The organism is Burkholderia sp. HI2500, assembly GCF_002223055.1.
In the GTDB taxonomy this organism is placed as follows: domain Bacteria; phylum Pseudomonadota; class Gammaproteobacteria; order Burkholderiales; family Burkholderiaceae; genus Burkholderia.
On record NZ_NKFL01000004.1, the window covers coordinates 827,233 to 852,867 of the forward strand.

25 protein-coding genes and 1 pseudogene are annotated in these 25,635 nt (G+C 67.4%); 19 read left to right on the top strand and 7 right to left on the bottom strand.

The features are described from left to right. Positions 1-5 precede the first annotated feature (5 nt). From CFB45_RS06460 to CFB45_RS06480, 5 genes are all read left to right on the top strand, one after another. The gene (locus tag CFB45_RS06460; RefSeq protein WP_089425877.1) at positions 6-779 is read left to right on the top strand and encodes an SDR family oxidoreductase; all 774 of its coding nucleotides are present in this window, start codon (positions 6-8) and stop codon (positions 777-779) included. A gap of 99 nt (positions 780-878) precedes the next feature. After that, positions 879-1,196, top strand: a complete 318-nt coding sequence (locus CFB45_RS06465; protein ID WP_069353673.1) for a nuclear transport factor 2 family protein — start codon at positions 879-881, stop codon at positions 1,194-1,196. A 60-nt stretch (positions 1,197-1,256) separates the two neighbouring features. After that, positions 1,257-2,633: an aldehyde dehydrogenase family protein gene (locus CFB45_RS06470; RefSeq protein ID WP_089425878.1), complete on the top strand. Its 1,377-nt coding sequence runs from the start codon at positions 1,257-1,259 to the stop codon at positions 2,631-2,633. Between the two features lie 11 nt (positions 2,634-2,644). Continuing rightward, positions 2,645-2,914 carry a hypothetical protein gene (locus CFB45_RS06475; protein WP_089424952.1) on the top strand — a complete coding sequence of 90 codons (270 nt, stop codon included), beginning with the start codon at positions 2,645-2,647 and terminating at the stop codon, positions 2,912-2,914. An 83-nt stretch (positions 2,915-2,997) separates the two neighbouring features. Beyond that, a complete protein-coding gene (locus tag CFB45_RS06480) occupies positions 2,998-3,561 on the top strand; it encodes a DUF924 family protein (protein ID WP_089424953.1) in 564 nt (187 codons plus the stop codon). A 46-nt stretch (positions 3,562-3,607) separates the two neighbouring features. Here the strand turns inward: CFB45_RS06480 and CFB45_RS06485 are convergent, their stop codons facing one another. Both CFB45_RS06485 and CFB45_RS06490 read right to left on the bottom strand, forming a co-directional pair. Next, positions 3,608-4,555 carry an MBL fold metallo-hydrolase gene (locus CFB45_RS06485; RefSeq protein WP_089424954.1) on the bottom strand — a complete coding sequence of 316 codons (948 nt, stop codon included), beginning with the start codon at positions 4,553-4,555 and terminating at the stop codon, positions 3,608-3,610. Positions 4,556-4,622: 67 nt separating this feature from the next. Beyond that, positions 4,623-6,293 (bottom strand): GMC family oxidoreductase, encoded by a 1,671-nt coding sequence (locus CFB45_RS06490; RefSeq protein WP_089424955.1) that lies wholly within the window; start codon positions 6,291-6,293, stop codon positions 4,623-4,625. A gap of 211 nt (positions 6,294-6,504) precedes the next feature. Between CFB45_RS06490 and CFB45_RS06495 the strand changes: the two genes are divergently transcribed. The 4 genes from CFB45_RS06495 (at position 6,505) to CFB45_RS06510 (ending at position 11,180) form a co-directional block, all read left to right on the top strand. Continuing rightward, positions 6,505-7,461 (top strand): LysR family transcriptional regulator, encoded by a 957-nt coding sequence (locus CFB45_RS06495; protein WP_241025879.1) that lies wholly within the window; start codon positions 6,505-6,507, stop codon positions 7,459-7,461. 143 nt (positions 7,462-7,604) lie between these two features. Further along, positions 7,605-8,396, top strand: coding sequence for a class II aldolase/adducin family protein (locus CFB45_RS06500; RefSeq protein WP_089424957.1), 792 nt, complete (start codon positions 7,605-7,607; stop codon positions 8,394-8,396). Positions 8,397-8,425: 29 nt separating this feature from the next. Next, complete coding sequence (locus CFB45_RS06505; RefSeq protein ID WP_089424958.1) at positions 8,426-9,877, top strand: aldehyde dehydrogenase family protein; 1,452 nt, start codon at positions 8,426-8,428, stop codon at positions 9,875-9,877. Positions 9,878-10,115: 238 nt separating this feature from the next. Beyond that, positions 10,116-11,180 (top strand): porin, encoded by a 1,065-nt coding sequence (locus tag CFB45_RS06510; protein WP_254600320.1) that lies wholly within the window; start codon positions 10,116-10,118, stop codon positions 11,178-11,180. 18 nt (positions 11,181-11,198) lie between these two features. Here CFB45_RS06510 and CFB45_RS06515 read toward each other — a convergent pair whose 3' ends face one another. Further along, positions 11,199-11,768 (bottom strand): alpha/beta fold hydrolase, encoded by a 570-nt coding sequence (locus CFB45_RS06515; protein ID WP_242808679.1) that lies wholly within the window; start codon positions 11,766-11,768, stop codon positions 11,199-11,201. 39 nt (positions 11,769-11,807) lie between these two features. On the opposite strand from CFB45_RS06515, the gene CFB45_RS06520 reads away from it, so the two are divergent. Next, positions 11,808-12,119 carry a helix-turn-helix transcriptional regulator gene (locus tag CFB45_RS06520; protein WP_242808678.1) on the top strand — a complete coding sequence of 104 codons (312 nt, stop codon included), beginning with the start codon at positions 11,808-11,810 and terminating at the stop codon, positions 12,117-12,119. A 126-nt stretch (positions 12,120-12,245) separates the two neighbouring features. After that, complete coding sequence (locus CFB45_RS06525) at positions 12,246-12,875, top strand: NAD(P)H-binding protein (protein WP_089424961.1); 630 nt, start codon at positions 12,246-12,248, stop codon at positions 12,873-12,875. Positions 12,876-12,899: 24 nt separating this feature from the next. Here CFB45_RS06525 and CFB45_RS06530 read toward each other — a convergent pair whose 3' ends face one another. Continuing rightward, the gene (locus CFB45_RS06530; protein WP_256978222.1) at positions 12,900-13,187 is read right to left on the bottom strand and encodes a hypothetical protein; all 288 of its coding nucleotides are present in this window, start codon (positions 13,185-13,187) and stop codon (positions 12,900-12,902) included. Here CFB45_RS06530 and CFB45_RS39350 point away from each other — a divergent pair. The 4 genes and pseudogenes from CFB45_RS39350 to CFB45_RS06550 all read left to right on the top strand — a co-directional run. Then, positions 13,101-13,277: pseudogene (locus CFB45_RS39350) on the top strand (GNAT family N-acetyltransferase); the annotation flags it as partial. The gene CFB45_RS06530 and the pseudogene CFB45_RS39350 overlap by 87 nt on opposite strands. A 60-nt stretch (positions 13,278-13,337) precedes the next feature. Continuing rightward, positions 13,338-14,015 (top strand): SOS response-associated peptidase family protein, encoded by a 678-nt coding sequence (locus CFB45_RS06535; protein ID WP_089424962.1) that lies wholly within the window; start codon positions 13,338-13,340, stop codon positions 14,013-14,015. Between the two features lie 303 nt (positions 14,016-14,318). After that, positions 14,319-15,749, top strand: coding sequence for a purine-cytosine permease family protein (locus CFB45_RS06545; protein ID WP_089424963.1), 1,431 nt, complete (start codon positions 14,319-14,321; stop codon positions 15,747-15,749). Positions 15,750-15,909: 160 nt separating this feature from the next. Next, positions 15,910-16,980: a porin gene (locus tag CFB45_RS06550; protein ID WP_089424964.1), complete on the top strand. Its 1,071-nt coding sequence runs from the start codon at positions 15,910-15,912 to the stop codon at positions 16,978-16,980. A 58-nt stretch (positions 16,981-17,038) separates the two neighbouring features. Here the strand turns inward: CFB45_RS06550 and CFB45_RS06555 are convergent, their stop codons facing one another. Next, a complete protein-coding gene (locus tag CFB45_RS06555) occupies positions 17,039-17,995 on the bottom strand; it encodes a LysR family transcriptional regulator (RefSeq protein ID WP_069256256.1) in 957 nt (318 codons plus the stop codon). Positions 17,996-18,183: 188 nt separating this feature from the next. Between CFB45_RS06555 and CFB45_RS06560 the strand changes: the two genes are divergently transcribed. From CFB45_RS06560 to CFB45_RS06575, 4 genes are all read left to right on the top strand, one after another. Next, positions 18,184-19,494 (top strand): MFS transporter, encoded by a 1,311-nt coding sequence (locus CFB45_RS06560; protein ID WP_089424965.1) that lies wholly within the window; start codon positions 18,184-18,186, stop codon positions 19,492-19,494. A 31-nt stretch (positions 19,495-19,525) separates the two neighbouring features. Beyond that, positions 19,526-20,797: a Zn-dependent hydrolase gene (locus tag CFB45_RS06565; protein ID WP_089424966.1), complete on the top strand. Its 1,272-nt coding sequence runs from the start codon at positions 19,526-19,528 to the stop codon at positions 20,795-20,797. Between the two features lie 40 nt (positions 20,798-20,837). Further along, positions 20,838-21,860, top strand: a complete 1,023-nt coding sequence (locus tag CFB45_RS06570; protein ID WP_089424967.1) for a histone deacetylase family protein — start codon at positions 20,838-20,840, stop codon at positions 21,858-21,860. Positions 21,861-21,964: 104 nt separating this feature from the next. Beyond that, positions 21,965-22,252, top strand: coding sequence for a hypothetical protein (locus CFB45_RS06575; protein WP_144025167.1), 288 nt, complete (start codon positions 21,965-21,967; stop codon positions 22,250-22,252). Positions 22,253-22,287: 35 nt separating this feature from the next. Here CFB45_RS06575 and CFB45_RS06580 read toward each other — a convergent pair whose 3' ends face one another. Both CFB45_RS06580 and CFB45_RS06585 read right to left on the bottom strand, forming a co-directional pair. Continuing rightward, complete coding sequence (locus CFB45_RS06580; RefSeq protein ID WP_089424969.1) at positions 22,288-23,250, bottom strand: Csu type fimbrial protein; 963 nt, start codon at positions 23,248-23,250, stop codon at positions 22,288-22,290. After that, a complete protein-coding gene (locus CFB45_RS06585; protein ID WP_089424970.1) occupies positions 23,247-25,631 on the bottom strand; it encodes a fimbria/pilus outer membrane usher protein in 2,385 nt (794 codons plus the stop codon). Before CFB45_RS06585 ends, CFB45_RS06580 begins: the two co-directional genes overlap by 4 nt. Positions 25,632-25,635: the final 4 nt, after the last annotated feature.

Genomic DNA, 25,635 nt, shown 5'->3' on the forward strand with positions numbered 1-25,635 from the left:
GCGAAATGGCAAATCATGAAATCAAGGGCAAGACCGTACTGATCGCCGGCGGCGCGAAGAACCTGGGTGGCCTGATCGCACGCGATCTGGCCGCGCATGGCGCGAAGGCCGTCGCGATTCACTACAACAGCGCAGGCTCGAAGGCGGACGCGGAGACGACGGTCGCGGCGATCAAGGCGGCCGGCGCCGAGGCGGTCGCATTCCAGGCGGACCTGACGAGCGCGGCGGCCGTCGAGAAGCTGTTCGCCGATGCGGTTGCGGCGGTCGGCCGCCCGGACATCGCGATCAACACGGTCGGCAAGGTGCTGAAAAAGCCGTTCACCGAAATCAGCGAAGCGGAATACGACCAGATGAGCGCGGTGAACGCGAAGTCGGCGTTCTTTTTCCTGCGCGAAGCGGGGCGGCACGTGAACGACAACGGCAAGATCGTCTCGCTGGTTACGGCGCTGCTCGGCGCATTCACGCCTTATTACGCCGCGTATGCGGGTACGAAGGCGCCCGTCGAGCACTACACGCGCGCGGCGGCGAAGGAGTTCGGTGAGCGCGGCATTTCGGTGACGGCAGTGGGGCCCGGCCCGATGGACACGCCGTTCTTCTATCCGGAGGAGGGGGCGGACGCGGTCGCGTATCACAAGACGGCCGCCGCGCTGTCGAAGTATTCGAAGACGGGGCTGACCGACATCGAGGACGTCGTGCCGTTCATTCGTCACCTGGTCAGCGACGGCTGGTGGATCACCGGCCAGACGATCCTGATCAACGGCGGCTATACGACCAAGTAACACACCTCGGCTGCCCGTGTTTTGCCCGGCACGCGTTGCCTGCCCGTCACGCGTCGGGGCAGGACGACGGGCGGCCGTCTTTCATCGAGGATCGGCATCGTGAACACCGACATACTCCACCATCCGGTCGTGCGGCGCGCGATCGACGCGCTCCAGCAAGGCGATGGCGCGGCATGGGCCGCGCTGTTCGCGCCCGATGCGACGCTGTACGACGACGGCCGGCCACGAGACCTGCACGCATTCAACCGGGACGCGATCGGGACCGAGCGCTTCACGACGATCGATCGCGTCGACAACGACGGGCTCGAGATCCACGGCCGGTTTCATTCGGATCGCTGGGGCACGTTCCGTACGTACTTCAAGTTCCGGGTCGACGCCGATGGCCGGATTACCCGGCTCGACATCGGGCAGGCCTGAGCCGTCCGCATGCCGCCCGTTGCCGCTCCGGCCGGCGGCTTCCCCAAGGAGAACGCGACCATGTCGAACCCCTACCAGTCCGTGCTCGACGCGCAACGTGCGCGTTTCGACTCGGACGTCACGAAAACCCTTGCATGGCGCATCGCGCAGCTCGACCGGATGGAGCGGATGCTGCACGATCACCAGGACGCGCTGTGCGCGGCGCTGTACGAGGATTTCGGCAAGCCGCCGTTCGAGCAACTGTTCGAAATCTCCGTGCCGACCGGTGTCATCCGCTACTACCGCGAGCATCTGCACGAACTGATGGCGCCGCAGACAGTGGCGATTCCGCCGGCGCTGGAGGCGGCCGGCAACGCCGGCATGATCTACAAGGAGCCGTACGGCGTGACGCTCGTGATCGGCCCGTTCAACGCGCCGATTCTGTTGCTGCTGGATCCGGCGATCGCGGCATTGGCAGCCGGCAATACGGTGGTGCTGAAGCCGGCGAACACCACGCCCGCGACGGCCGCGCTGCTGAGCCGGCTCGTGCCGCAGTACTTCTCACCGGAGGACGTCGCCGTCGTCACGGGCGGTCGCCAGGAAATCGGCGCATTGCTGGAGTTGCCGTTCGACTTCATCTTCTTCACCGGCAGCTCGGCGGTCGGCAAGGTCGTGATGCGCGCCGCCGCCGAGCATTTGACACCGGTCTTGCTGGAACTCGGCGGGCAGAACCCGTGCATCGTCGACGAAACCGCGAATCTCGACATCGCGGCTGACCGTGTCGCGTGGGGGCACAACGCGATCTCGGGACAATGGTGCATCGCGCCCGGCTATGTGTACGTGCATGAATCGGTGGCCGAGGCCTTCATCGCGAAGCTCAAGGCGTCGATCACCGCGATGTACGGCGACGATCCGCAACAAAGCCCCGATTTCGCGCGAATGATCAGCGAACACGATGCCGAACGCGTCGCGTCTTACATCGTCGCCGACAAGGTCGTGCACGGCGGCCGCCACGACATCGCGGCACGCTATGTCGAGCCGACCGTGCTGTACCCGTCGACCTGGGACGATCCGGCGATGCAACAGGAAGTGTTCGGCCCGGTGCTGCCCGTGCTGCCGTACCGCGACCTGCGCGAGATCGTCGGCATCATGAAGCGCAAGCCGAAGCCGCTCGCGTGCTACGTGTTCAGCAAGCGGCAGGCGAGCATCGACTGCGTGCTCAACAGCCTGTCGTTCGGCGGCGGATGCGTGAACCAGACCAACCTGCATTGCTGGATCGACAGTTTGCCGTTCGGCGGCGTCGGCAACAGCGGGATGGGGAAGTACTACGGCAAGGCCGGCTTCGACGCGTTGAGCAATACCAAAGCGATGCTGATCGGCAATCCCGACGCGGTGCTCGACGTGTTCCCGCCGTATGCGGGAAAGGACATCGGCAAGATGCTCGGCGTCTTCGCGTAACCGGGGGCACGATGCATACACTTTGGACGATCGTCGCCGGCGTGCTGTTGCTGGCCGTGTTCCTGTTGTTCGGACAATTGTGGGGCACGCACGCGGCATCGCTGGCGTTTGCCGCCCAGGCGTTCGTGCCGGTCTGGCTCGTTGTCTCGCTGGCCAACCTGTGGGTTGGCGTGCATCGGGCCGGCTACGGCGTACGCGAGGAGCTGCCGATCCTCGCGATCGTATTCGGCGTGCCGGCCGTGGTTGCGGTGGCTGCCACGCTGCTGTTCCAACGCACCTGAATCGCAGGAGGACGACGGGCCGGGTGCGGGCACGGCCGTCGTCGACGTGCCGCTTCCATTCACCCGTCGTTCATCTCTTCGCCATGAAGATCGATATGCCATTGTTTGCCGCGCCGCCGGCGCAGGCCGTCATCACGTTCTGGATCGATGCCGGGCCCGCGCAATGGTTCGCAAAACATCCCGATTTCGATCGCCGCTTTCGCGAGCGCTTTCTCGATACGCACCTGGCCGCTGCAAGGCGCGAGCTGGACGGCTGGTTGTCGACGCCATACGGGACGCTCGCGCTGCTGTTGCTCACCGACCAGTTTCCGCGCAATGCGTTTCGCGGCACCGCGCGCATGTATGCGACCGACGCGCTCGCACGGCAGTTCGCGATGCACGCGTACGAGCACGATCAGATGGCGCAGGTCGAGCGGCCGCTGCGCCTGTTCTTCTGTTTGCCGTTCGCCCATTCCGAAGACCTCGACGACCAGCGGATTTCCGTCGAACTGAACGGCAGGCTCGGCCAGCCGTGGCTGTCGCATGCGATCGGGCACCGGGAGATCGTCGCGCGCTTCGGCCGCTTCCCGCATCGCAACGCGCTGCTCGGCCGCGAGACGACGCGCGACGAAGCGCGCTTTCTCGCATCCGGCGGCTTCGCCGGATGAGCCCACCGGTTCGCGCGGCATGGCCGCCGCGGCGGCCATGCGTGCGTCAGCGCAGGAACTCGATGCCGAACGTGCCGGCCGTATCGACGATATGCCCCGCGTGCGGTGCCTCGAAATGACCGGGCAGCAGCAGTGCGCCGTGCTCGACGCAATGCGCGAGCAGCTCGAAGCGGCTCTTCGCGGCGAGCGTGCGATCGTCGCAGACCTTGCTGCTCCATTGCCAGAACGGGATCTGGATCGGCGAGTGCAGCATGTCGCCGCTGAACACGCCGCGCGAGCCTAGCGATGTCAGCTCGATGCGCACGTGACCCGGAGAATGGCCCGGCGCGTGGCGGATCAGGAACGTGTCGTCGAGCTCGTAGGTGTCGTCGAACATCGTGGCCTGGCCGGCCTCGATCACGGGCAGCACGCTGTCGTTGTACATCGGGCTGAACCACGCGGGGCCGGCGGGGCCTTCGCCCCGGATCGCGCGGACCAGGTGATCGTGCTCGACCTGCGAGATCACGTAGCGCGCGTTCGGGAAGGTCGGCACCCACACACCATTGACGAGCTGCGTGTTCCAGCCGACGTGATCGGCGTGAAGGTGGCTGCACATCACGTAGTCGATTTCCTCGGGCTGGATGCCGAGTGCGCGCATCCGGTCGAGATAGCGCGTCGACAGCCGGTGCATTTCCGGCAGCCCCGGCCGCTCCTTGTGGTTGCCGATACAACTGTCGATCAGCACCGTATGCCGGCCGGTCCGCACGATCCAGCTGTGCACGGGCATGGGGATGCGGCCGCTTTCGGGATCGTAGTGTGTCGGCGCGAGCCAGTGCTCGTGTTCCGCCACGCGTGCGCGGTCGAAGTCCGGCAGCCAGCTCTGCGCGGTTTCGCCAAGCAGCGTCGTGTCGTACAGCCGGATGATTTCGACGTTGCCGAGCGCGAGGGAAAAAGCATGCGGTTCGGCATTCGTGATGTGCGCATGGCAATGCGCATGCCCGCAGGAATGGGTCATCGGTGTCTCCTGAATGAATTGGAATGAATCGAAGCGGGGCGTGGTGCGCTGCCCCGCGCGCGACTGTCTATATCCGTGCCGTGGCGCGTGCCTGCGCCTGCGGCACCGGCACGGCTTTCCCGGTCATGAAATCCGCCGCGCGTTCGGCCATCATCATGATCAGCGCGTTGGTCGGCCCGCGGATGATGCGCGGGATCGCGGAGCCGTCGACCACCCGCAAGCCGGCCACGCCGCGCACGCGCATCTGCGTATCCACCACGGCCGCCGGATCGTCGTCGCGGCCCATGCGGCACGTGCCGACCGGGTGATGAAGGGTGATCGCGATGCGACGAATGAACGCGTCGACATCTGCATCGCTCTGGACTTGCGGGCCCGGTGCGATCTCTGCGTCGATGAACGGGCGCAGTCCGGCCTGCGCGCCGATTTCCCGCATGCGCCGGAACATCTCCCGCGCAGCGATGCGATCATTCTCGGTGGCGAGGAAGTTTTGTTCGATCCGCGCATGCTCGGCCGGATCGGCCGACTTCAGCGACACGCGTCCGCGACTTTCGGGCGTGAGGAAAATGCCCTTGATCGCGAACGAATCGGCATACGCATGCTTGAACGGCTCGAAATACGGCGCGGCGTTCATCGCGCCGGCCGCGAGGATCAGCTGCACGTCCGGCAGCGGCAGGTGAGGCTGGCTCCTGACCAGGCCAAGCGCGGCGGCGGGGATCGTGCTCGAGAAGCCGTTGCCGCCGGCAAACGTGCGCACGACGTCGAACGCGATGCGATCGGCACGCATCATCCGGTGCAGCGGGCCGGGTTCCTTGCGGCTCCAGCGCAGGTCGAACACGATGTGATCGTGAAGGTTCGTGCCCACGCCGGGCAATTCGACCGTCGACGCGATGCCGTGCGTGCGCAGGCTGTCGGCCGCGCCGATGCCGGAGAGCATCAGCAGTTGCGGCGAATTGATCACGCCGCCGCAGAGGATGACTTCGCGGCGCGCATCGGCGCGGTAGTCGGATTCGCCCCGGCGATACTCGATCGCGATGGCGCGCGGCGCACCCCGGTCGGTATCGAGCACGATGCGCTTCGCGAGGGCGCCCGTCACCAGCGTGACGTTGCCGCGCGCGAGCGCCGGGCGCAGGTAGGCGACCGCGGCGCTGCAGCGCAGGCCGTTGCGGATCGTGGCCTGCATCGGCCCGAAGCCTTCGACGGATGCGCCGTTGTAGTCGTCGTTCTCGGGATAGCCGCAGGCACGTGTCGCGTCGAGGAAGCCACCCACCAACGGGTCGCGATAGTCGAGCCGGATCACGGTGAGCGGGCCGCGGCCGCCGCGCAGCGCCGATTCGCCGCGCTCCCACGATTCGGAGCGCTTGAAGTACGGCAGCACCGCGTCGTAGGACCAGTCGGTCAGGCCGAATTCGTCGGCCCAGCCTTCGTAGTCTTCCCGCGCGCCGCGTGCGTAGGCCATGCCGTTGATCGACGACGAGCCGCCCACTACCTTGCCGCGCGCGCATTCGATCCGGCGGCCGTCCATGCCGGCTTCCGGCTCGGTGAAATAGCCCCAGTCGAACAGCCGGTTCTTCAGGATCTGGCCCCACGTCAGCGGCACCTTGATGTACGGCGAGCGATCCTGCTCGCCGGCCTCGATCACGAGGATGCGGACGTTCGGGTCCTCGCCGAGCCGGTAGGCGAGTGCGCAACCGGCCGAGCCGGCGCCGACGATCACGTAGTCGTACGTATCGGTTTTCATCGACGCACCTCGCGGTGCCGGGCGGCAGGGCAGGCCGGCGCGACCCGCGAACGCGGGGCGCGGCGACCGGCCGGAACAGACGTCGAACGAACCATGATGTCTCCAGGTGGGCCTGAATGCAGGCCTCTCGGTTGTGGGTTCATTCGATTGTGCGTAACCTGAAACATATCTTCCAATACGTATTACGGTGCCATCCGATACCCGGATGGCTATGGGCGAGGGGACTGTGCGCGGATTCGATTCGTATCTCACTTTTCAGAAGCTCGAGGTGTTCTGCACGGTGGTCGAGCTCGGCAGCGTCACGCGCGCGGCCGACCGCCTGTGCATCGCGCAGCCGGTCGTGACTGCGCACGTGCGCAGCATGGAGAAGCGGCTCGGCTACGCGCTCGTGAAGCGCGCCGGCCGCAACATCGCACTCACGGAAGCCGGCGAGCGCATCTATCGCTGGGCGACCGAGGTGATCACGCGCACTCGCGAGGTCGAGCGCGAACTCGCCGGTCTCGAACAGGGCGAAATGGGCACCGCGGTGGTGGCGACGTCGATGTCGATCGGCTCGTACGCGTTGCCGCCGCTGTTCGCCGAGTTCCACCGGCGGCAGCCCGACGGGCTCGTGACCGTGCAGATCCTGACGCCGCAGGCGGCCGTCGATGCGACCCGTGTCGGCGGTTGCGATTTCGCGGTCATCCTGATCGCGGCCAATCAGGATCTCGAAGGGTTGGCGACCATTCCCGTGTGGGAGGACGAACTGCTGCTCGTGTGCGGCGCGTCGAGCCCGTGGGCCGCGCAGCCGGCCGGCGATCTCGACCTGCGCCGCGTGCCGTTCGTGAGCACGCCGCGCAACCAGCCGCGCCGCGAGCTCGAAGAGGCGCTGCTGCGCGAGCGCGGCCTCGAACAGCGCAAGGTCGTGATGGAACTCGGGCATCCGGAGGCGATGAAACACGTGGTGCGCGAGAACCTCGGCGTGAGCTTCATGTTCGCGTCGGCGGTGCGTGCGGAGGTCGAGCGCGGCGAGCTGGTCGTGCTCGATCGCCCGGAGCTGTCGATGAAGGTGCCGATCTATCTCGTGCATCGCGACGACAAGCGCTTCTCGGCGTTCCAGGCCGAACTCGTGCAGTTCATCGTCGATTCCGCGTCGCCGGGCGCGGCAGCGGGCGTCCCGAATTCATAGTTATCGGGCTATCTGTTTGGCGATCAATAGCTAATAGACCTATGGTCGGCGCGGTCCTAAGCTGGCCGGGTGCTTGACGGTCCGCCTCGCGACGCGAAGCGGGCGTGCGCACTGCCAGTCAACCCGAAAACAGGCCGACCCATGTGTACTCTTCATCTTCAATCCGGCGGCGCGCCGCGTATGCGGACGATGCCGGGCGTCCCGCCGATGCGCCGGATCCCGCGCTCGTCGAGGATCTCGTCTGCGCGAACCGCATCCTGTTCGACCAGGGCATCGTCGATGCCTTCGGTCACGTCAGCGTCCGTCACGACAAGGATCCGCAGCGCTTCCTGCTGGCGCGCAACATGGCGCCGGGCACCGTCGGCATCGACGACATCGTCGAATTCACGCTGGACGGCGTGCCGGTCAATGCCGGCGGGCGCGCCGTCTATCTGGAGCGTTTCATCCACGGCGAGATCTATAAAGCGCGTCCGGACGTGCAGGCGATCGTCCACAGCCATTCGCCGACCGTGCTGCCGTTCAGCGTGACGCAACGCACGCCGCTGCGGCCGGTGTGCCACATGAGCGGATTTCTCGGCGCGGGTACGCCGGTGTTCGAGATTCGCGATACCGCCGGCGATGCGACGGACCTGCTCGTGCGCGACAACGCGCTCGGCGCGGCGCTGGCGCAGCGGCTCGGCAGTGCGGCGTTCGTACTGATGCGCGGTCACGGTTCGACCGTGGTCGCGCCGACGCTCAAGCAGGCCGTGTATCGCGCGGTCTACGCGGAAGTGAACGCGCGGATGCAGATCGAGGCGCTGCAACTGGGTGACGTGGTTTATCTGAGCGAGCAGGAAGCCGCAACCGCGTGCGCGAACATCGAAACGCAGGTCGAGCGCCCGTGGGCGCTGTGGAAGCGGCGCGTGCAGCACGAGCAACACACGGGCGCGCGTTGACCGGCGATCGAATCATCGAGGAGACGAGTATGGACGAGCAGTGGATAACCGGCCGTTTGCTGATCGACGGCGAACTGGTGGAAAGCGAGACCGGCGAGTGGGCGGCGTCGATCAACCCGGCTACCGAGGAAGTGATCGGCCGCGCGCCAGCCGGCTCGCGCAAGGACGTCGCGCGGGCCGTGGATGCGGCCCAGCGCGCGTGGCCCGCGTGGGCCGAACGCACCGGCGAGGAGCGCGGCGAACTGTTGCGCGGGTTTGGCGAGCGCTTGCTCGAACGCGCGGAGGCGTTGTCACGCATCGAGGTGCTCGATTCAGGCAACACCTACGTGCCGACGCTTGCGAGCATGCACGAGACGGTGCGCAGCCTGCGCTATTACGCGGGGCTCGTGCACGGGCTGCACGGCGAGACGATCCCGGCCACCGGCCGCCATCTGCACATGACCGTGTACGAGCCGTATGGCGTCGTCGGCCGGATTGCCGCGTTCAATCATCCGGCGATGTTCTCCGCGGCGCGTACCGCATCCGCGCTCGTGACCGGCAACACGGTGGTGGTGAAGCCGCCCGAAACGTCGCCGTTGTCCGTGCTCGTGCTCGGTGAGGTCGCGCGCGAGACATTGCCGGCCGGCGTGTTCAACATCGTCAACGGAACGGGCGCGGAAGTCGGCGATGCGTTGGTGCGCCATCCGGACGTGAAGCGTCTTGCGCTGATCGGGTCCGTGCCGACCGGGCAGGCGATCCAGCGCAGCGCGGCGGAGGTGGGCGTCAAGCACGTGACGCTCGAGCTGGGCGGCAAGAATCCGATGATCGTGTTTCCGGACGCGGATCCGGACGCGGCCGCCGAGAGCGCGGTGCGCGGGATGAATTTCTCATGGCAAGGCCAGTCGTGCGGATCCAATTCGCGGCTGCTGGTGTACGACGACATTTACGACGACGTGCTCGCGCGTGTCGTCGAGCGCGTGGCCGCGATCCGCGTCGGCGATCCGATGTTGCCCGACACGGGCATGGGCCCGATCAATTCGCGCAAGAGCTACGAACACGTGATGAGCTTTCTCGACCCGGCGCAGACGCATGGCGCGCGGCTGATGACGGGCGGCCGCCGCCCGCCCGGGCACGCTTTCGAAAAAGGCTTCTGGGTCGAGCCGACCGTCTATGCCGATGTCACGCCCGAGATGCGGCTGTGGCGCGAGGAAGTCTTCGGCCCGATTCTGTCGGTCGCACGATGGCGTGATGTCGACGAAGTGGTCGCGATGGCCAACGACACGGAATACGGGCTCTCGGCCGCGATCTGGACCAACGACATCCGGCAGGCGCTCAACACCGCGCGTCGCATCCGTGCGGGCAGCGTGTTCGTCAACGGCAGCAACACGCACTTCCTCGGCGTGCCATGGGGCGGCTTCAAGAACAGCGGCGTCGACCGGGAAGAGGGGATCGAGGAAATGTATAGCTATGTCGAGAAGAAGGTCATCAACGTGATGCTGTAACACGCGCGACTCGCCGCCGGTCGTTCCCGTCATCGACGGGTTCGGCCGGCGACGGCGCGCGCGATCCATCAGTCGACGCCGGGTAACCCGGCCCACGGCGGCGCATCGAGCGGGGAACACATATCCCGCACGCGCCAATTAGATAGTTTTACTAATAAAAATGACAGTCCGACGTGCGGTTCGCTCGTATGCGAACGGTGCGTCGGACACTGACGGTTTGGAGACAGCATCCGTGAGAATGAAGACAATGGCCGTCGCGCTGGCGATGGTGTCGTGCCACGTGCACGCGCAGAGTTCGGTCACGCTGTTCGGTCTGGTCGACAACGGCATTTCGTACGTGAGCAATTCGGGCGGCAAGGCGCTGGTTCAGGCGATGTCCGGCATCCAGGCGCCCAACCTGATCGGGATCCGCACGGTCGAGGATCTCGGCGGCGGGTTCCAGGCGCTCGTCTTCATGGCGTCGCAGCCCGATATCAACAGCGGCACGGTGCGCGGCGGCGCACTGTCCGGACGCGAGTCCTATGTCGGCATCGTCACGCCGTACGGCACCGTGACGCTTGGCAGGCAGTTCGACTACATGTTCGACAACCTGTCGCTGCATCGCTGGGGGCACGAGATTTCGTATGTCAGCCTGTACCAGCTGCCGGGCGGCCCGTTCTCGAAACTGGGCGCGGCGCTCGGCACCTTCGACTACACGCGTACGGCGGGCGGGGGCGCAACACCGAACGCGATCAAGTTCACGTCCGCGTATTACGGCGGGTTCCGGTTCGGCGCGTTGTATGGCTTCAGCAACATCGCCGGGCAGACCGGCAGCAACAGCCTGTCGAGCTTCGGCGTGTCCTACGACAACGGGCCGTTGCGGCTGGATGCGGCGTACACGTATTCGAAAGAAGAGGGAATCGACAACGGGCACGTCGGCATCCGCAATGCCGGCGCGGGCGGACGCTATACATTCGGCGACTTCGCGCTCGACGCGCTGTACGTGAATACGCGCAACACGCTGACGGGCGCGCACGTCGACACCTACGAGATCGGCGGGCTGTACCGGTTCGCGCCGGATTTCTTCGCGTATGCGAACTACCTGTACGCGAAGGGCAACCGGCAACTGACCGGCAATCATTCGAACCAGGCCGGCATCACGCTCGATTACCTGTTGTCGAAGAAGACCGACGTCTACATGAGTGCCGTGTATCAACAGGCGAGCGGCGGCGAGGACGTGATCGCATCGGTGTGCGGTACGTTCACCGCATCGTCGGGCGCGCGGCAGGGCGTGTTGCGGGTCGGCGTTCGAACGGTGTTCTAGGCGATCCGCGCCCGGCATTCACTTTGCCGTCACCTCCCGATAGAACGCATCGATCGCCTCGACCATCTGCGACAGCCCCGGCTGTTCGAGCGGATAGTGGCCCGCATTGTCCAGCATGACGACCTTCACCGGCACTTTCCGCACGCGCTGCAGGAACGGTTCGCTCAGGTGCAACGGCGTCCAGCGGTCCGCGGCCGGTTGCGTGAGCAGGATCGGGCACACGGCGAAATCCTCCGGCTCGACCGCCGGCCGGTACGACATGTAGGAATCGAGAAACGCGATCGTCATCGCGTTGCCGGCGGAGGTGCGATCGGACAGCCACACCTTCAGCGCGTCCCGATCGTTGACGAGCGCGGACATCTTGCTGGCGAGCGTCACCGGCACGCGCATCGATTTCAGCGGGGTCATCGCGGTGAGATGCATCATCGGGCCGCCGACGCGGCTCACGAACACGTTGCGCGCGGTTTCATCGCGCACCTGCTGAAGGCGCTGGTCGAGGAAGGTCATCCCGACGATGCCCTTGACCTTGCCGTTCAGCGCAGCCACGTGATACGTGAGCATGCCGCCGGCGCTGAGTCCGTAGAGCACGATCGGCCGGCCGTCCTTCGCGCGCTCCGCGTCGACCTCGTGTCGTTCCTGAACGAGTACCTGGCCACGCGCCCGTTCGACCGGCCGCCGAAGCTGAAGGACATCGCGACGCTGCTCAACACCAGCGAGCGCACGTTGAAGTGCCGGCTGCAGGAGGAGGGCGCGTGCTTCCGGGACATTTCGAGCGCGGTGCGCAAGACCCGCGCGCAGGCGCTGATCGCAGAAGGGCGGCTGTCGATCAAGGAAATCGCGCAGGAACTGGGATTCAGCGACATGTCGTCGTTCTCGCAGGCGTACAAGCGCTGGACGGGTGTCGCGCCGAGCGTGTCGCGACAGGCGGCGGGTTTGTAGCGCACCCTGTAACTTTTGGAGATGTTGGAGGGTTGTCGGCGCCGAGTCGGCCGACGATCATGGGGGAAGCCGTAAGCCGGGCCGTTCCCGGCTCGCCAACGCAGGCTCTACACGCAAGGATCGGACATGAAATTGCTGCTCGTCGGCGCGACCGGACTCGTCGGGCGTCACGTCCTCGAAGTCGCGCTCGCCGATGCGCGGGTCGATCAGGTGATCGTCGTCGCGCGCCGCCCGTTGTCGCCGCACCCGAAGATGCGCGCGCTCGAGGTCGATTTCGATCATCTGCCCGACACGGCCGACTGGTGGCACGCCGACGCCGTGATCTGCACGCTCGGCACCACGATGCGCGCCGCGGGCTCCCAGGCGGCATTCCGGCGCGTCGACCACGACTATCCGCTCGCGGTCGCGCGGCTCGCACACCGCCACGGCACACCGGCTTACGTGCTGAATTCCGCACTCGGCGCGGATCCGGCGTCGCGCATCTTCTACAACCGCGTGAAGGGCGAGGTCGAGCAGGCGCTCGCCGGCGTCGGGTTCGCGGCGCTCACTTACGTGCGGCCCGGCCTGATCGGCGGCAGCCGCGACGAATTCAGGTTCGGCGAGCGGCTGCTGGTGTCCGTGTTGAACGTGGCCCGGCCCGTGCTGCCGGCGAAGTGGCGCGTGAATCCCGCGTCGCGGATCGCCCGCGCGATGCTCGACGCGGCAATCGACGCGCGGCCGGGCGTGCAGGTCATTGCGTCGGACCAACTCGTCTGACGCAAAGCGGGCGGCGCGCGCCGGTCACTGATCCGCGAAGCCGTCGAGCCCGCCGAACTGTTCGGCAAGCGCCGCCGTGAACGCCGCCAGCGCTTCGCTGCCGTCGCAGTTCCTTGGCGTCGCGAGCTGGAATTCGACCGTATGGCTCAACTTGCTCGCGAGCAGCCGGCGCAGCTTGCCTGCGGCTACCCACGGCGCCGCGACATGGCCGTGCAGGAAGCCGACATGCGGCAGGTGATCGACGCGTTCGCGGCGAATGGTTTCACGTCGTTGTTTCTGGGATGCTCGACCGATCCCGCGTCGCGCTCGCATGGCTTCTACCGGCATCTGGGCTGGACGCCGACCGGGTCGCTCCCGGCGCATCATCGATTCGTAAAACTGTTTCGTCATACCAAACAATAGCGCGACCGCGGCCCTGCACTGACCTACGATGGAAACATTGCATCCATCGTCCGCCGAGCCGTGTGCACTCACTACCGCGCCCCCGACGAAGACCCGGGCATCAGCGAACTGAAGATCGGCATCGGCGATCTGTATCGCCGCGACCCGTGGGCCCCAGACGTGTATCCCGACTACGCGGCGCCGATCGCGCGTGCCGCCGGCGACGGCCTCGCAGTCGTCGCGGCCGTGTTCGGCTTCTGGCCGAAATTCATGCAGCCGGAGCGGCTCGACGAGAACGGCCGTAAAAAGAAGAAGCTCGACACGGTGAACGCGCGCGCGGAAACGGTCGGCTCGTCGCGGCTCTACGGCAACGCGTGGCGCAACGGCCAGCGCTGCCTGATCCCGGTGCGCTGGATCTTCGAACCCTGCTACGAAACCGGCCGCAACGTGTGGCAGCGGATCGGCGTCGACGGCTGGCAGCCGTACTGCGTCGCCGGCATCTGGCGGCGCTACGAAGGTGACGACGGCCGCGAGCGCGTGGGCATGGCGATGCTCACGGTCAACGCGGACACGCACCCGCTGTTCGCGCGGATGCATCGGCCCGGCGAAGAGAAGCGGGGCGTCGTGATGCTGCGTCGCGACGACTACGACGAATGGCTGCACGTGCGCGACATCGAGGCCGCCCGGCGCATGCTGAATCTCCTTCCCGCCGCCGACATGACGGCCGAGCCCGATCAGGCATCGCCCGCACGCGCCTGAGCTTTCATTATTCCGACATTCATCTTTCGACTGGACAGGCCGAACGTGGCCCGATGATTCGGACATTTTCGAAAATCGGCGGATTCCGGGTAATCACCGATACCTCGCAAGTTGTATATACAAGATCATCCGCTGGCAATGTCGGCACACATCGTGCCGCTTGCGCGCCAGTGCGCAGACCATGCGTGCGTGGCGCATGCCGGCGATCCACGGCGCCCCGCACCCGCCGAGCCGAAAGGGCGGCTCGCAGCTTCCCGTCTCGTTCCAACCATTTGTGATCCTGAGTATTTTGGAGATTTCCCCGTGTCAACGAATCCCAGTGGAAAAGCCGGCGGCCTGATCGAAGTCCGTTCGATCGACTTCATTCCCGACGCCGAGCGCCACGGCGGCTTGCTGAGCCAGTTCACGCTGTGGCTGTCGGCGAACATGCAGATCACGGCCATCGTCACGGGCGCACTCGCGGTCGTGCTCGGCGGCGACGTGTTCTGGTCGCTGGTCGCGCTGCTGCTCGGCCAGTTCATCGGCGGCGCGGTGATGGCGCTGCATGGCGCGCAGGGGCCGCAGCTCGGGCTGCCGCAGATGATCTCGAGCCGCGTGCAGTTCGGCGTCTATGGCGCGATGATCCCGATCGTGCTCGTGTGCCTGATGTACATCGGCTTTTCCGCGAGCGGCTCGGTGCTGGCCGGGCAGGCCGTCGCGCAACTGCTGCACATCGACGACGCGGCCGGCATCCTGCTGTTCGCGGCCGTGATCGTCGTGCTGACCGTGTTCGGCTATCGCGCGATCCACGCCGTCGGCCGGATCGCCAGCGTGGTCGGCATCGCCGCGTTCGTCTACATGTTCACGCAGCTGTTCGCGAACCACGACATCGGCGCGCTGCTCGCGAACAAGCATTTCTCGCTCGCGAGCTTCCTGCTGTCGATGTCGCTGTCCGCGTCGTGGCAGATCGCGTTCGGCCCGTATGTCGCCGACTATTCGCGCTACCTGCCGCGCTCGACGTCGTCGGTCGCGACGTTCGTGGCGGTCGGCCTCGGCTCGGTGATCGGCGCGCAGGCGGCGATGGTGTTCGGCGTGTTTGCGGCCGCGCTGGCCGGCGGCCAGTTCGCGCACCATGAGGTCGCGTATATCGTCGGTCTCGGCTCGACGGGCGCCGTGGCCGCGCTGCTGTACTTCAGCATCGCGTTCGGCAAGGTGACGGTGACGGCGCTCAACGCGTACGGCAGCTTCATGTCGATGGCGACGATCGTCAGCGGCTTTCGCGGCAAGCACGCCGTGTCGTCGCGCAGCCGCCTCGTCTACATCTTCGGGATGATCTGCGTATCCACGCTCATCGCGCTCGCGGGCCGCCATTCGTTCCTGAAGGAATTCACCGCGTTCATCCTGTTCCTGCTCGCGTTCTTCACGCCGTGGAGCGCGATCAACCTGGTCGATTACTACTGCTTCACGCGCTCGCGCTACGACGTGCCGGCGCTGTCCGATCCGGACGGCCGCTACGGCCGCTGGAACGTGATGGCGATCACGATCTACGTGGTCGGCATCCTCGTGCAGTTGCCGTTCATGTCGACGCACATCTACACGGGGCCGCTCGTCGACGCGCTCGGCGGCACCGACATCTCGTGGATCCTCGGCCTGGTCGTGCCGGCCGTGCTGTACTACATCGGCGCACGCGCATCGCGCCGCAGCATTCCCGAGCGCCTGATCCTGCCGCTCGAACGCGGCGAAGTTCACCACTGACGACACGTCACGCGCCTCGGGCCGGCCGGTTGCCGGCCTGACTGTCGCGCGAGCCGGGCGCCGCCTGCGCCCGGTTCTTCCCCACGTTTTCTTTTCCGCGATGCCGGTGCGGCGCGACTGCCGCGCCCGGTGTCGTTTCATTCTCTGACCATTGAATAGTATGACTAAACAAACGATAGCGCGCGGAAGCGATTCCCGGGCGCGGATGGTGCACGCCGGTCTTCGCATGACGGTCGCGGTGGCGTGCGTCGCCGGACCGGGCGCCGCGTTCGCGCAGGACGGCGTCACGCTGTACGGCGTGATCGACGAATTCGCGCAGTACGTGAATACGGGCAACGGCTACACGGCGGCGATCAATTCGGGCGGCCAGTGGGGCAGCCGGTTCGGGCTGAAGGGCGGCGAGGATCTCGGCGGTGGGCAGAAGATCGAGTTCGCGCTGGAGAACGGCTTCAATCCGAACAACGGTTCGCTCGCGAGTGCGGGCAGCCTGTTCAACCGGCAGGCATGGGTCGGCATCGCGGGGCAGTGGGGCAAGGTGCGCGCGGGCCGCCAGAATTCGCCGCTGTTCAACGACCAGGGCGGACAGGATGCGTTCGGCGGCGTCACGCAGGCGTCCGGCATGGACAACCTGACCGTGTTCGCGTTCCGCACCAGCAATACGCTGTCGTACCAGAGCCCGGAGATCGCCGGCTTCCAGGGTGGGCTGTATTTCGGGTTCGGCGATGCGGGCGGCGTGCGCTCGGCAGGCTCGAGCCAGCAGTTCGACCTGACCTACGAACACGGGCCGTTCGGCGCGTTCGTCGCGGGCCAGTGGCTGAAGAACGCGACGGCGACCACCACCGATCGCACGATCATGGCTGGCGCGTCGTACGAGATCGGCAAGGCCACCGTGTACGGCGGCTTCTCCGCGGTGAAGTGGGCCGATCTCGGCATCGATTCGCGCGTGTACGGGCTGTCGGTCAAATACCAGTTCAATCCGGCGAACTACGTGGCGCTCGGCTACGCGTATCTGCACGACCAGTCGTCGCAGGGCAACCATGCGGACCAGGTCGGGCTGATGTACGAGTACGACCTGTCGAAGCGCACGAGCTTCTACGGTGCGCTGTCGTACCTGCGCAACCGCAACCAGGCCGGCTATACGCTCGCCGGCGCGGCGAACCCCGGCCTGCCGCTCGCGTATCCGGGGGCGAATGCACGGGGTGTGCAGCTGGGGATCGTGCATCGGTTCTGACGAGGCCGACGCGCATGGCCGTGCGCGCCCCGTGCATTTCGCGGGCGCGTTCGCGCGGCTACTTCCCCAACCGCTCCGCCAGCGAATAGCGCTGCATGCAGCGCTCCATCGCGTCGAGAAACGCGTGCTCCGCCGCGTTCATCTTGCGATCGCGATGCCACAGCAGGAACACGTCGACATCGACGAGCCCGTCGTCGGGCGGCAGCCGCCACAGTCGCTGCTGGGCGATGTCGTCGCGCACGATGTGCTCGGGCAGGCAGCCGATCCCGTAGCCGGCGAAGATCAGCCGCCGCACTTCCTCGAGGCTTGGTGACGACGCGACGATGCGCCCCGTGAAGCCCCGCTGGTCGCGAAACACGGTGAGCGGCGACAGGCTGTCGCCGATCTGGTCGCTCGTGAACGACACGAAATTCTCGGCGAGCAGGTCGTCCATCCGCAGTTGCGTCTGCCCGAACAGCCGGTGATGGCGGCCGCAGTAGATCGCATAGCGCTGGCGCAGGAAGCAGCGCATCTCCAGCTTGTCGTGCGGCGTGCGGCACAGGCCGAGCCCGGCCGTGGCCGTTTTCTGCAGCAGCGAAGACAGAATGTCCGACGAGCGCATCACTTCGATCTGCAGATCGATGCGCGGGTACGCACGATGGAAGTCCGCGAGGAATTCATCGTAGACGGGCGACTCGATGCGGCTCACCGTTAGCAGCCGGATCGATCCGGTCAGGTCGGCGGTGCTGTCGTCGATTTCGGTCTCGAGGCGTGAGATGCCGCCGTAGATGTCGCTCGCGATCCGGTAGACGGCTTCGCCGGCAGGCGTCGGCGCGAAGTGCGTGCCGCGCCGCTCGATCAGCTTGCGCTCGAGCGTGTCCTCGAGCCGCCGCAAGGCCTGGCTTACCGCAGGCTGCGTGACGTGCAGGCGCGCGGCCGCGCGGCTCACGCTGCGCTCCTGGATGATCACGAGATAGGTGCGCAACAGGTTCCAGTCGAGGCGGTCGTTCAGGAACGGGGCGAGGTCGGGGCGCATCGGGTCTCCGGGCGAGCCGTCAAGGTGGGTATTAGCTGAATTTATACGGCGAATAATAACTTGAAATTTGACTAATGATTTGCGGTCACCGATAAAGGAGGGGTGCCGCAGCGTGCGGCGCAAGGCCGCGACAGACGGCCGTCACACGAATTGTGCGTCGCCCGCAGCGGCGCGCATTAGGAGCCCGCATGACCCAGTCCCTTTCTTCCGCCCGCCAGCCGGCGCGCGCCGCGACGGCCGCATTCATCGGCACGATGATCGAGTGGTACGACTTCTACATCTACGCGACCGCCGCCGCGCTCGTGTTCGGCGAACTCTATTTCCCGTCGCATGACCGCTTCGTCAGCACGATGGCGTCGTTCGCGACGTTCGCGGTCGGCTTCTTCGCCCGGCCGCTCGGCGGCGTGATCTTCGGCCATCTCGGCGATCGAATCGGCCGCAAGAAGGCGTTGATGACGACGCTGATGATGATGGGCGTCGCGACCGTCTGCGTCGGGCTGCTGCCCGACTATTCGAAGGTCGGCATGCTCGCGCCGGTGCTGCTCGTCGCGCTGCGCGTGGTGCAGGGGATCGCGGTCGGCGGCGAATGGGGCGGTGCGGTGCTGATGGCGGGCGAGCATGCGCCGCAGGGGCGTCGCACGTTCTTCGCGTCGTTCGCGCAGCTCGGCAGCCCGGCTGGGCTGATCCTGTCGCTGATCGCGTTCCGCGCGGTCACGTCGATGGACAAGGCCGACTTCCTCGCGTGGGGCTGGCGTCTGCCGTTTCTCGCGAGTTCGGTGCTGCTCGTGGTCGGTATCCTGATCCGGCTCGGCGTGAACGAGTCGCCGGAATTCGCGCGTGTAAAGGAAGCCCACCGCACGGTGAAGCTGCCGGTCGCGGAAGTGTTCCGCTCCGCGTCGGGGCTCGTGGCGCTCTGCATCGGCGCGAACACGATCGGCATCGCGGGCGTCTATTTCACGAACACGTTCATGATCGCGTACACGACGCAGTACGTCGGCGTGTCGCGCTCGCTGATCCTCGACAGCCTGTTCGCGGTCGCGATCATCCAGTTCGTCGCGCAGCCGATCGCCGCATGGATCGCCGAGCGCATCGGCGGCGCGCGCTTCCTGAAGCTCGCGGCGCTGCTCGCGATGCTGTCGCCGTATCCGATGTTCATGCTCGTGCAGGGCGGCACGTCCGCGTCGCTGATCGCGGGCATCGCGCTCGCGGTCGTCTGCATGGCCGGCTTCTATTCGGTGATCGCGGGTTTCGTCAGCGACGTGTTCCCCGCGCACGTGCGCTATTCGGCGATCTCGCTCGCCTACCAGGTTTGCGGTGCGATCGCGGGCGGGCTGACGCCGCTCGTCGGCACGTGGCTCGCGCATCGCTTCGCGGGCCAGTGGTGGCCGCTCGCGGTGTTCTACACGTGTCTCGCCGGCATCTCGCTGCTGTGCATCGTCGCGCTCGACGCACGCCGCGCGGCACGGCCGGCCGCCGCCGAAGCGCTCGGCTCGCAGTGACCCTCAACGAACGAATTCATCCGGAGTGCACATGAAAGACCTGCTGGAAATCGACGGCGCCCGTTTGTGGCAGAGCCTGGCGGACATGGCGCGTGTCGGCGCGACGCCGCGCGGCGGCGTGCGACGCCTCGCGCTCACCGACGACGATCGTCGCGGGCGCGACCTGTTCGCGCAGTGGTGTCGCGACGCGGGGATGACGGTGAGCGTCGACGCCGTCGGCAACCTGTTCGCGCGGCGCGACGGCATCGATGCGCAGGCAGCGCCGGTGCTGATCGGCAGCCATCTCGACACGCAGCCCGAAGGCGGCCGCTTCGATGGCGTCTATGGCGTGCTCGCCGCGCTCGAACTCGTGCGCACGCTGAACGACGCCGGCATCGCGACCGACAAGCCGCTGGAGATCGTGTCTTGGACCAACGAGGAGGGCGCGCGCTTCGCGCCGGCGATGCTCGGCTCGGCCGTGTTCACGGGCGCGTTGCCGCTCGACGAAGCGCTCGCGAAGCAGGACGCCGACGGCGTCACGCTCGGCGTGGCGCTCGACGCATGCGGCTATCGCGGCGCGCGTGCGGCGGGCGGCGCGGTCGATGCGTACTTTGAGGCGCATATCGAACAGGGCCCCGTGCTCGAGGCGAACGGCACGACGATCGGCATCGTCACGGGCGGACAGGCGATCCGCTGGCTCGACGTGACGGTGACGGGCGTGGCCGCGCATGCGGGCACGACGCCGATGCCGTATCGCAAGGACGCGACTTTCGCGAGCGCGCAGATGGCGCTCGAACTCGAACGGATCGTCGCCGGTCATGCACCGCGCGGGCTCGCGACGATCGGCCAGGTCGGCATCCGCAACGCATCGCGCAACACCATTGCGGGCGACGTGACGTTCACGGTCGACCTCCGCCATCACGACGATGCGCAAGTCGATGCGATGGAGCGCGACTTGCGCGAGGCGTGCACGCGTGTCGCCGCCGCGCGTGGCGTGCAGGTCGCGATTGAGACCTGCTGGCGCAGCCCGGCGACGCCGTTCGACCGCGACTGCGTCGAACAGGTCGCGCAGGCGGCCGCCGCGTTCGGCTATACGAACGAGCGGATCGTCAGCGGCGCCGGGCACGACGCGATCCTGCTCGCGCGTTGCGTGCCGACCGCGATGGTGTTCATCCCGTGCGTCGACGGCCTGTCGCACAACGAAGCCGAGGATGCGCTGCCGGATGACGTGACGCGCGGCACGAACGTGCTGCTTCATGCGGTGCTCGCGCGCGCCGGCGTCGCGGCGGGCGTTGCCGTGACGGCCGCCGCGCAGCACGCATGACGCGGCGAACCGATAATTCGAAAACCGACGAGGGCGAACGATGAAAACCTATTTCCATCCCGAGCAGTTGCTGCACCATCCGCGCAGCTACCTGTCGCGCGGCCAGATGCGTGAGCCGCAGGAAGTACCCGAGCGCGCGGCGCGGCTCGTCGCGGCCGTGCGCTCGCTCGACTTCGACGTGCGCGAGCCGGCCGACCGCGGCACCGCGCCGATCGCGGCCGTGCACGACATGAACTACCTGCGCTTCCTGGAAGAGGCGCATCGCGACTGGAAGCAGATGCCCGACGACTGGGGCGACGAAGTGATGTCGAACGTGTTCGTGCGCGACCCGAACCCGCTGCGCGGCGTGCTCGCGAAAGCCGCGCGCTACCTCGCCGACGGCAGCTGCCCGGTCGGCGCGAACACGTGGCGCGCCGCGTACTGGTCCGCGCAGGGCGCGCTGGCGGCCGCGGCCGACGTCAACGACGGCGCGCACGAGGCCTACGCGCTGTGCCGGCCGCCCGGCCATCACGCACGCCGCGACGCGGCCGGCGGCTTCTGCTACCTGAACAATGCGGCGATCGCCGCGCAGTCGCTGCTCGGCCGCCATCGCCGGGTCGCGATCCTCGACACCGACATGCATCACGGGCAGGGCGTGCAGGAGATCTTCTACGGCCGTGACGACGTGCTGTACGTGTCGATCCACGGCGACCCGACCAATTTCTACCCGGTCGTCGCGGGCTACGAGGAAGAGACGGGCACCGGGGCCGGCGACGGCTTCAACCTCAACCTGCCGATGCCGCACGGTGCGCCGGAGTCGGCGTTCTTCGAGCGGCTCGACGACGCGCTGCGCGCGCTCGCGCGGTTCCAGCCCGATGCACTCGTGCTCGCGCTCGGCTTCGATATCTACAAGGACGATCCGCAATCGCAGGTGGCCGTCACGACCGACGGCTTCGGCCGGCTCGGCGGCGCGATCGGCGCGCTCGGGTTGCCGACGGTGATCGTGCAGGAAGGCGGCTATCACCTCGACAGCCTCGACGCGAACGCGCGTGCATTTTTCGGCGGATTCGCCGCCGCGCGCTGACCGTCATCGCGGGGCCCGATCGCAGGCGTGCGGACTCAAGATTTCCGCACGCCTGCCGATAATTCGCGCATATGCTGGATGGATGCACGAAGGAGGGCCGAACGATGACAGCCGGCCAAATCAGACGCAGTGCGATCGCGCTCGCGGCGCTGGGCGTCGGGTCGCTCGCCAGCGCGGCCGATCCGTCGATCCCGCTGCGCGTCAGTCTCACCATTCCCGAAATCTGCACGATCGGCCCCGGCGTGCCGCAGGCCGTCGATGCCGACATGCCGAGCGTCAGTTGCGCGCACGGTACGCCGTTCGTGCTCAGTCACGCGCCGCCGCCCGACGTGCGATCGGCGCCGCGCAGCATCGGCGCGGGCGTGCTCCCCACCTGGACCGTCACGTTCTGAGCGCTCGCGCGGCCGCTCGCCCATGCCACTGAGCGCTAGAAACTGATCGTCGCGGTGATCGTGTCGCTGTAGTTGCCGGGCGCGGGCGTCGTTTGCGCCGGCACCGCGCCGTACACGGTCACGGCCTGCGACGTGCCCGTGCCGACGCCCGTGACCGTCGAGCTGCCGCCCGTGCCGTCGCCCCACGCGATCGAACGCGCGGCATCGGTGTAAAGCCCGTAGCCGATCGTGCCGCCTCCGCCGCTGCGTTGCATCTGGCGCGCCGTCACGTTGCCGCTGCTGCCGCCGCTCAGCGCGATCTTCCACGCGTCGCCGTTGGTGCATTGCGCGGTGATCGAACCGGTCGCGGTGAGCGCGCCCGACAGCACGCTCGCGGTGCCGAAGCTGACGTTGGTCGCGCTGATGTTGCAGTTGTTGATGACGTTGGCGGTCGCGCTGAACGGGAAGGTGCCGTTCGACGCCGTCAGCGACGCGCAAGTGGGCGCACCGAGCAGGTAGAACCCCGCGTTGATCGATGTCGTGTTGCCGCCGAACGTCTGCGAGTAGGGGGTCGTGCTGTTGCCGGTCGTCGGCACGGTCGGCTGGTTCGCGGTGATCTGCCCGTAGATCGTGACCGTGGCGCTCGCGCTCGTGCCGAGCGCGGGTTTGACGAGCGTCACCGATGCCGGCGTCGTGCCGGAGTAAATGGAGCCCCACGCGACCGAATGCCCGGCATCGAGATAGAGGTCGTACTGCATCGCGTTGGTGCCGTTGACGAGGCTGCGCGGGCTCGTGCCGCCGAGACTCAGGCACACGAGCACGTTCGGCGTCAGCGTGACGGCCGACCACGTGCAGGTGATGCTGACGGTGCCGGTCGCGGCGACCGACGCGCGCGAGATCGGGCTGACCGAGCCGAAGCTCACCGTCGACGCGGTGGCCGTGCACGTCTCGGCCTGCGCATCGTGCGGCACGCCGCACCACATGGCGAACGCGACGAAGAGGAGCAGTGCGAACTTCATGGCGCGGGCCGGCAGGTGAGCGGGCCGAGGGTCGGCAGCGTGCCGTTGCCGGGCGCCGTGAACGCGAATGTCGCGACGCAGCGCTGCGTGCCGTAATCGATCACGAGATGGTTGTCCTCCTTCAGTCCGTCGATGAACGTGAGCCCGTCGTAGCCGACGATCGTGTCCGCGCCGCTTTCCGCGTGATGCACGTGCGCGCCGGCCGGCAGCGGGCGGCCGGCCGCGTCGTGCAGGATGACCGACGCCGCGCGATAGCGCGACACGCCGAAATGCGCGACGACGCCCGATTGCGTCTGCGGCACGACCGTCATCGAGGTCCGGGCGATCCGCGCATCGGCGGGCAGCTTCATCGAGTCGATCGCGATCTGGTTGTTCTGGTACGCGTTCAGGTCGGGCACGAGCAGGTGTCCCGCGCGATCCGTCGTGCCGATCACGCGGTTCTCGTGCAGCACCGGAATGCCCGCGACGCCGTCGGTCGACACGAGCGCGAAGCCGTCGTCGATGCGGCGTGACATCTGCAGGCTGCGGTCCATGAACACGAGCGCGCCGCTGACGTCGAGCGACGCGCCGGTCTGGCGGTCGATGTTCTGCGCGGCCGCGATGACTTCGCCCGCGTGGCCCAGATAGCGCAGTTGCGCTTGCCGGTACGGCACCGCGCCCGTGCCGCCGGTCTGCACGCCCCAGCCCCAGCCGCCGTCGTAGTCGGGCGGGCGGCTCGCGTCGACGGTGTAGCTCGACTGGCCGCGCTGCCGGCCGACGGTCGTATTGATCGACGTGTTGCGGCCGAGCCCGATGTTCAGCGAGACGAACGCGCCGTTCGCACCCTGCTGCGCGAAGTCGCGGTACGCACTCACGCTCACCGACGCGAGATCGCCGAAGCTCAGCGTGTACGACACCGTGCCGATTCGCGCGCTCGGGCCTTGCGGCAGCCGGAAGCCGATATAGCTGAGCGACAGCGTCTGGCGGTGCATGAACGGCAGCGCGAGCGTGGCCTGGTCGGTCGCCGACGGCACCGGCGAGCCGTCGCGCGACGCGAGGTCGCCGTAGCGGCCGAACGCGCGGATCGTCTGCGCGTTGATCGAGAAGCGCGGTTCGATCACCTGGTAGCCGACGCTTACCTGCGTGCCCGGATAGCGTCCGGCGCTGCCCGCGACCGCGCCGCTCACGACGCCCGCGTAGCCGAGCCGCATCAGGGCGCCGACGCCGGCGTTGACCATGCCGCCGGTTGCTTCCGCATGCCCCTCGATGGTCAGCGCATCGGTCACGCCGCGCCGCATCGAGCCGCTGACGGCCGGCCGCGCGTCGTAGTCGAACGACTGCAGCCCGTAGTTGCGGCGCAGGAAGCCGGCTTCGAACGAATAGCTCGACAGCCCGGCGGACAGCATGCGCGTATCGACGTAGAGCGGCACCGACGTCGCGACGGTGCGCCCGAGCGCGTCGCGCGTGATGACGGTCGCCTGGCCGGCGCCCGTGATGCCCGGCACGTCGTGGATGATGAACGGGCCGCTCGGCACGTTGCCGGTGTACTGGCGCACGTTGTTGATGTACAGGTCGACCGCCGACGGCACGGCGGCGGAGCCCGCGAGCGACGGAATCGGGAACGTCACGAGGTCGGGCCGCAGCGCGAAGTTGCTGCGCCACTGGAAGCCGCCGAGGCGCACCGAGCGCGTCCACGCGAGCGATCCCGAGATCGCGTCGCCGATCTGCGTCGTGCTCGGCCGTGCCGGGTCCGAGCGGCTCCACGACGTATCGAAGCGCGTATAGCGCCGCTGGCCGTTGTAGAAATACGCGGTGCCCGTCGTGTTGAACACGCCGTTCGGGTCGAAGTAGCGCACGCCGGTATAGAGCGAGAACTGCCGGTCGCCGATCGTCTGCGCGTACGCCTCGTAGTTGATCGCGAGGCCGCGCGACGCGCTGGCCTCCTGCGTGGCCGGCAACGCGCGGCTGTCGACCGCGTACGGGCGGCGCAGCGCGTCGGGCAGCTGCAGGTCGACGCTCTGGCGTGCCGCGTCGTAGCGGTAGCGCAGGCCGGGAATCGTGTCGAGATCGACGGTCGCCGCATCGGCGATGCCGAGCCGGTCGGTCGCGAAGCCGATCGTGCGCAGGTCGGCGCCGCTCGCCGACAGATGGCCGTCGCGCTCGCGGAGGTGCGCGAGCAGCGCCGTGCTTTCGCCGTTGACACTGACTTCGAGGACCACGTCGTGCGTGCTGTCGGTCATCACGAGTGCCGCGGGTTCGTCCGCGCGGGCCGAGCCGATCACGAGCAGGCTGCCGGCCACGATGGCCGCAAGCGCGGCGCGCGGCGAGCGGCGCGGCGTTTCGCGTCCGTTGGCGGGGAACCTGCCGGCGCGTGGCGAAGGGGGCGAGGCCGGGCGGCGCACCGGC

Bases quoted from the DNA above. Each gene is read 5' to 3' on its own strand.
- CFB45_RS06525 (WP_089424961.1), top strand. From the start codon at position 12,246: ATGAAATTGCTGCTCGTCGGCGCGACCGGACTCGTCGGGCGTCACGTC.
- CFB45_RS06495 (WP_241025879.1), top strand. From the start codon at position 6,505: ATGGGCGAGGGGACTGTGCGCGGATTCGATTCGTATCTCACTTTTCAG.
- CFB45_RS06570 (WP_089424967.1), top strand. From the start codon at position 20,838: ATGAAAACCTATTTCCATCCCGAGCAGTTGCTGCACCATCCGCGCAGC.
- CFB45_RS06560 (WP_089424965.1), top strand. From the start codon at position 18,184: ATGACCCAGTCCCTTTCTTCCGCCCGCCAGCCGGCGCGCGCCGCGACG.
- CFB45_RS06575 (WP_144025167.1), top strand. From the start codon at position 21,965: ATGACAGCCGGCCAAATCAGACGCAGTGCGATCGCGCTCGCGGCGCTG.
- CFB45_RS06470 (WP_089425878.1), top strand. From the start codon at position 1,257: ATGTCGAACCCCTACCAGTCCGTGCTCGACGCGCAACGTGCGCGTTTC.
- CFB45_RS06565 (WP_089424966.1), top strand. From the start codon at position 19,526: ATGAAAGACCTGCTGGAAATCGACGGCGCCCGTTTGTGGCAGAGCCTG.
- CFB45_RS06490 (WP_089424955.1), bottom strand. From the start codon at position 6,293: ATGAAAACCGATACGTACGACTACGTGATCGTCGGCGCCGGCTCGGCC.
- CFB45_RS06555 (WP_069256256.1), bottom strand. From the start codon at position 17,995: ATGCGCCCCGACCTCGCCCCGTTCCTGAACGACCGCCTCGACTGGAAC.
- CFB45_RS06480 (WP_089424953.1), top strand. From the start codon at position 2,998: ATGAAGATCGATATGCCATTGTTTGCCGCGCCGCCGGCGCAGGCCGTC.
- CFB45_RS06475 (WP_089424952.1), top strand. From the start codon at position 2,645: ATGCATACACTTTGGACGATCGTCGCCGGCGTGCTGTTGCTGGCCGTG.
- CFB45_RS06510 (WP_254600320.1), top strand. From the start codon at position 10,116: ATGAAGACAATGGCCGTCGCGCTGGCGATGGTGTCGTGCCACGTGCAC.
- CFB45_RS06460 (WP_089425877.1), top strand. From the start codon at position 6: ATGGCAAATCATGAAATCAAGGGCAAGACCGTACTGATCGCCGGCGGC.
- CFB45_RS06485 (WP_089424954.1), bottom strand. From the start codon at position 4,555: ATGACCCATTCCTGCGGGCATGCGCATTGCCATGCGCACATCACGAAT.
- CFB45_RS06550 (WP_089424964.1), top strand. From the start codon at position 15,910: ATGACTAAACAAACGATAGCGCGCGGAAGCGATTCCCGGGCGCGGATG.
- CFB45_RS06530 (WP_256978222.1), bottom strand. From the start codon at position 13,187: ATGCGAGCGCGACGCGGGATCGGTCGAGCATCCCAGAAACAACGACGT.
- CFB45_RS06580 (WP_089424969.1), bottom strand. From the start codon at position 23,250: ATGAAGTTCGCACTGCTCCTCTTCGTCGCGTTCGCCATGTGGTGCGGC.
- CFB45_RS06505 (WP_089424958.1), top strand. From the start codon at position 8,426: ATGGACGAGCAGTGGATAACCGGCCGTTTGCTGATCGACGGCGAACTG.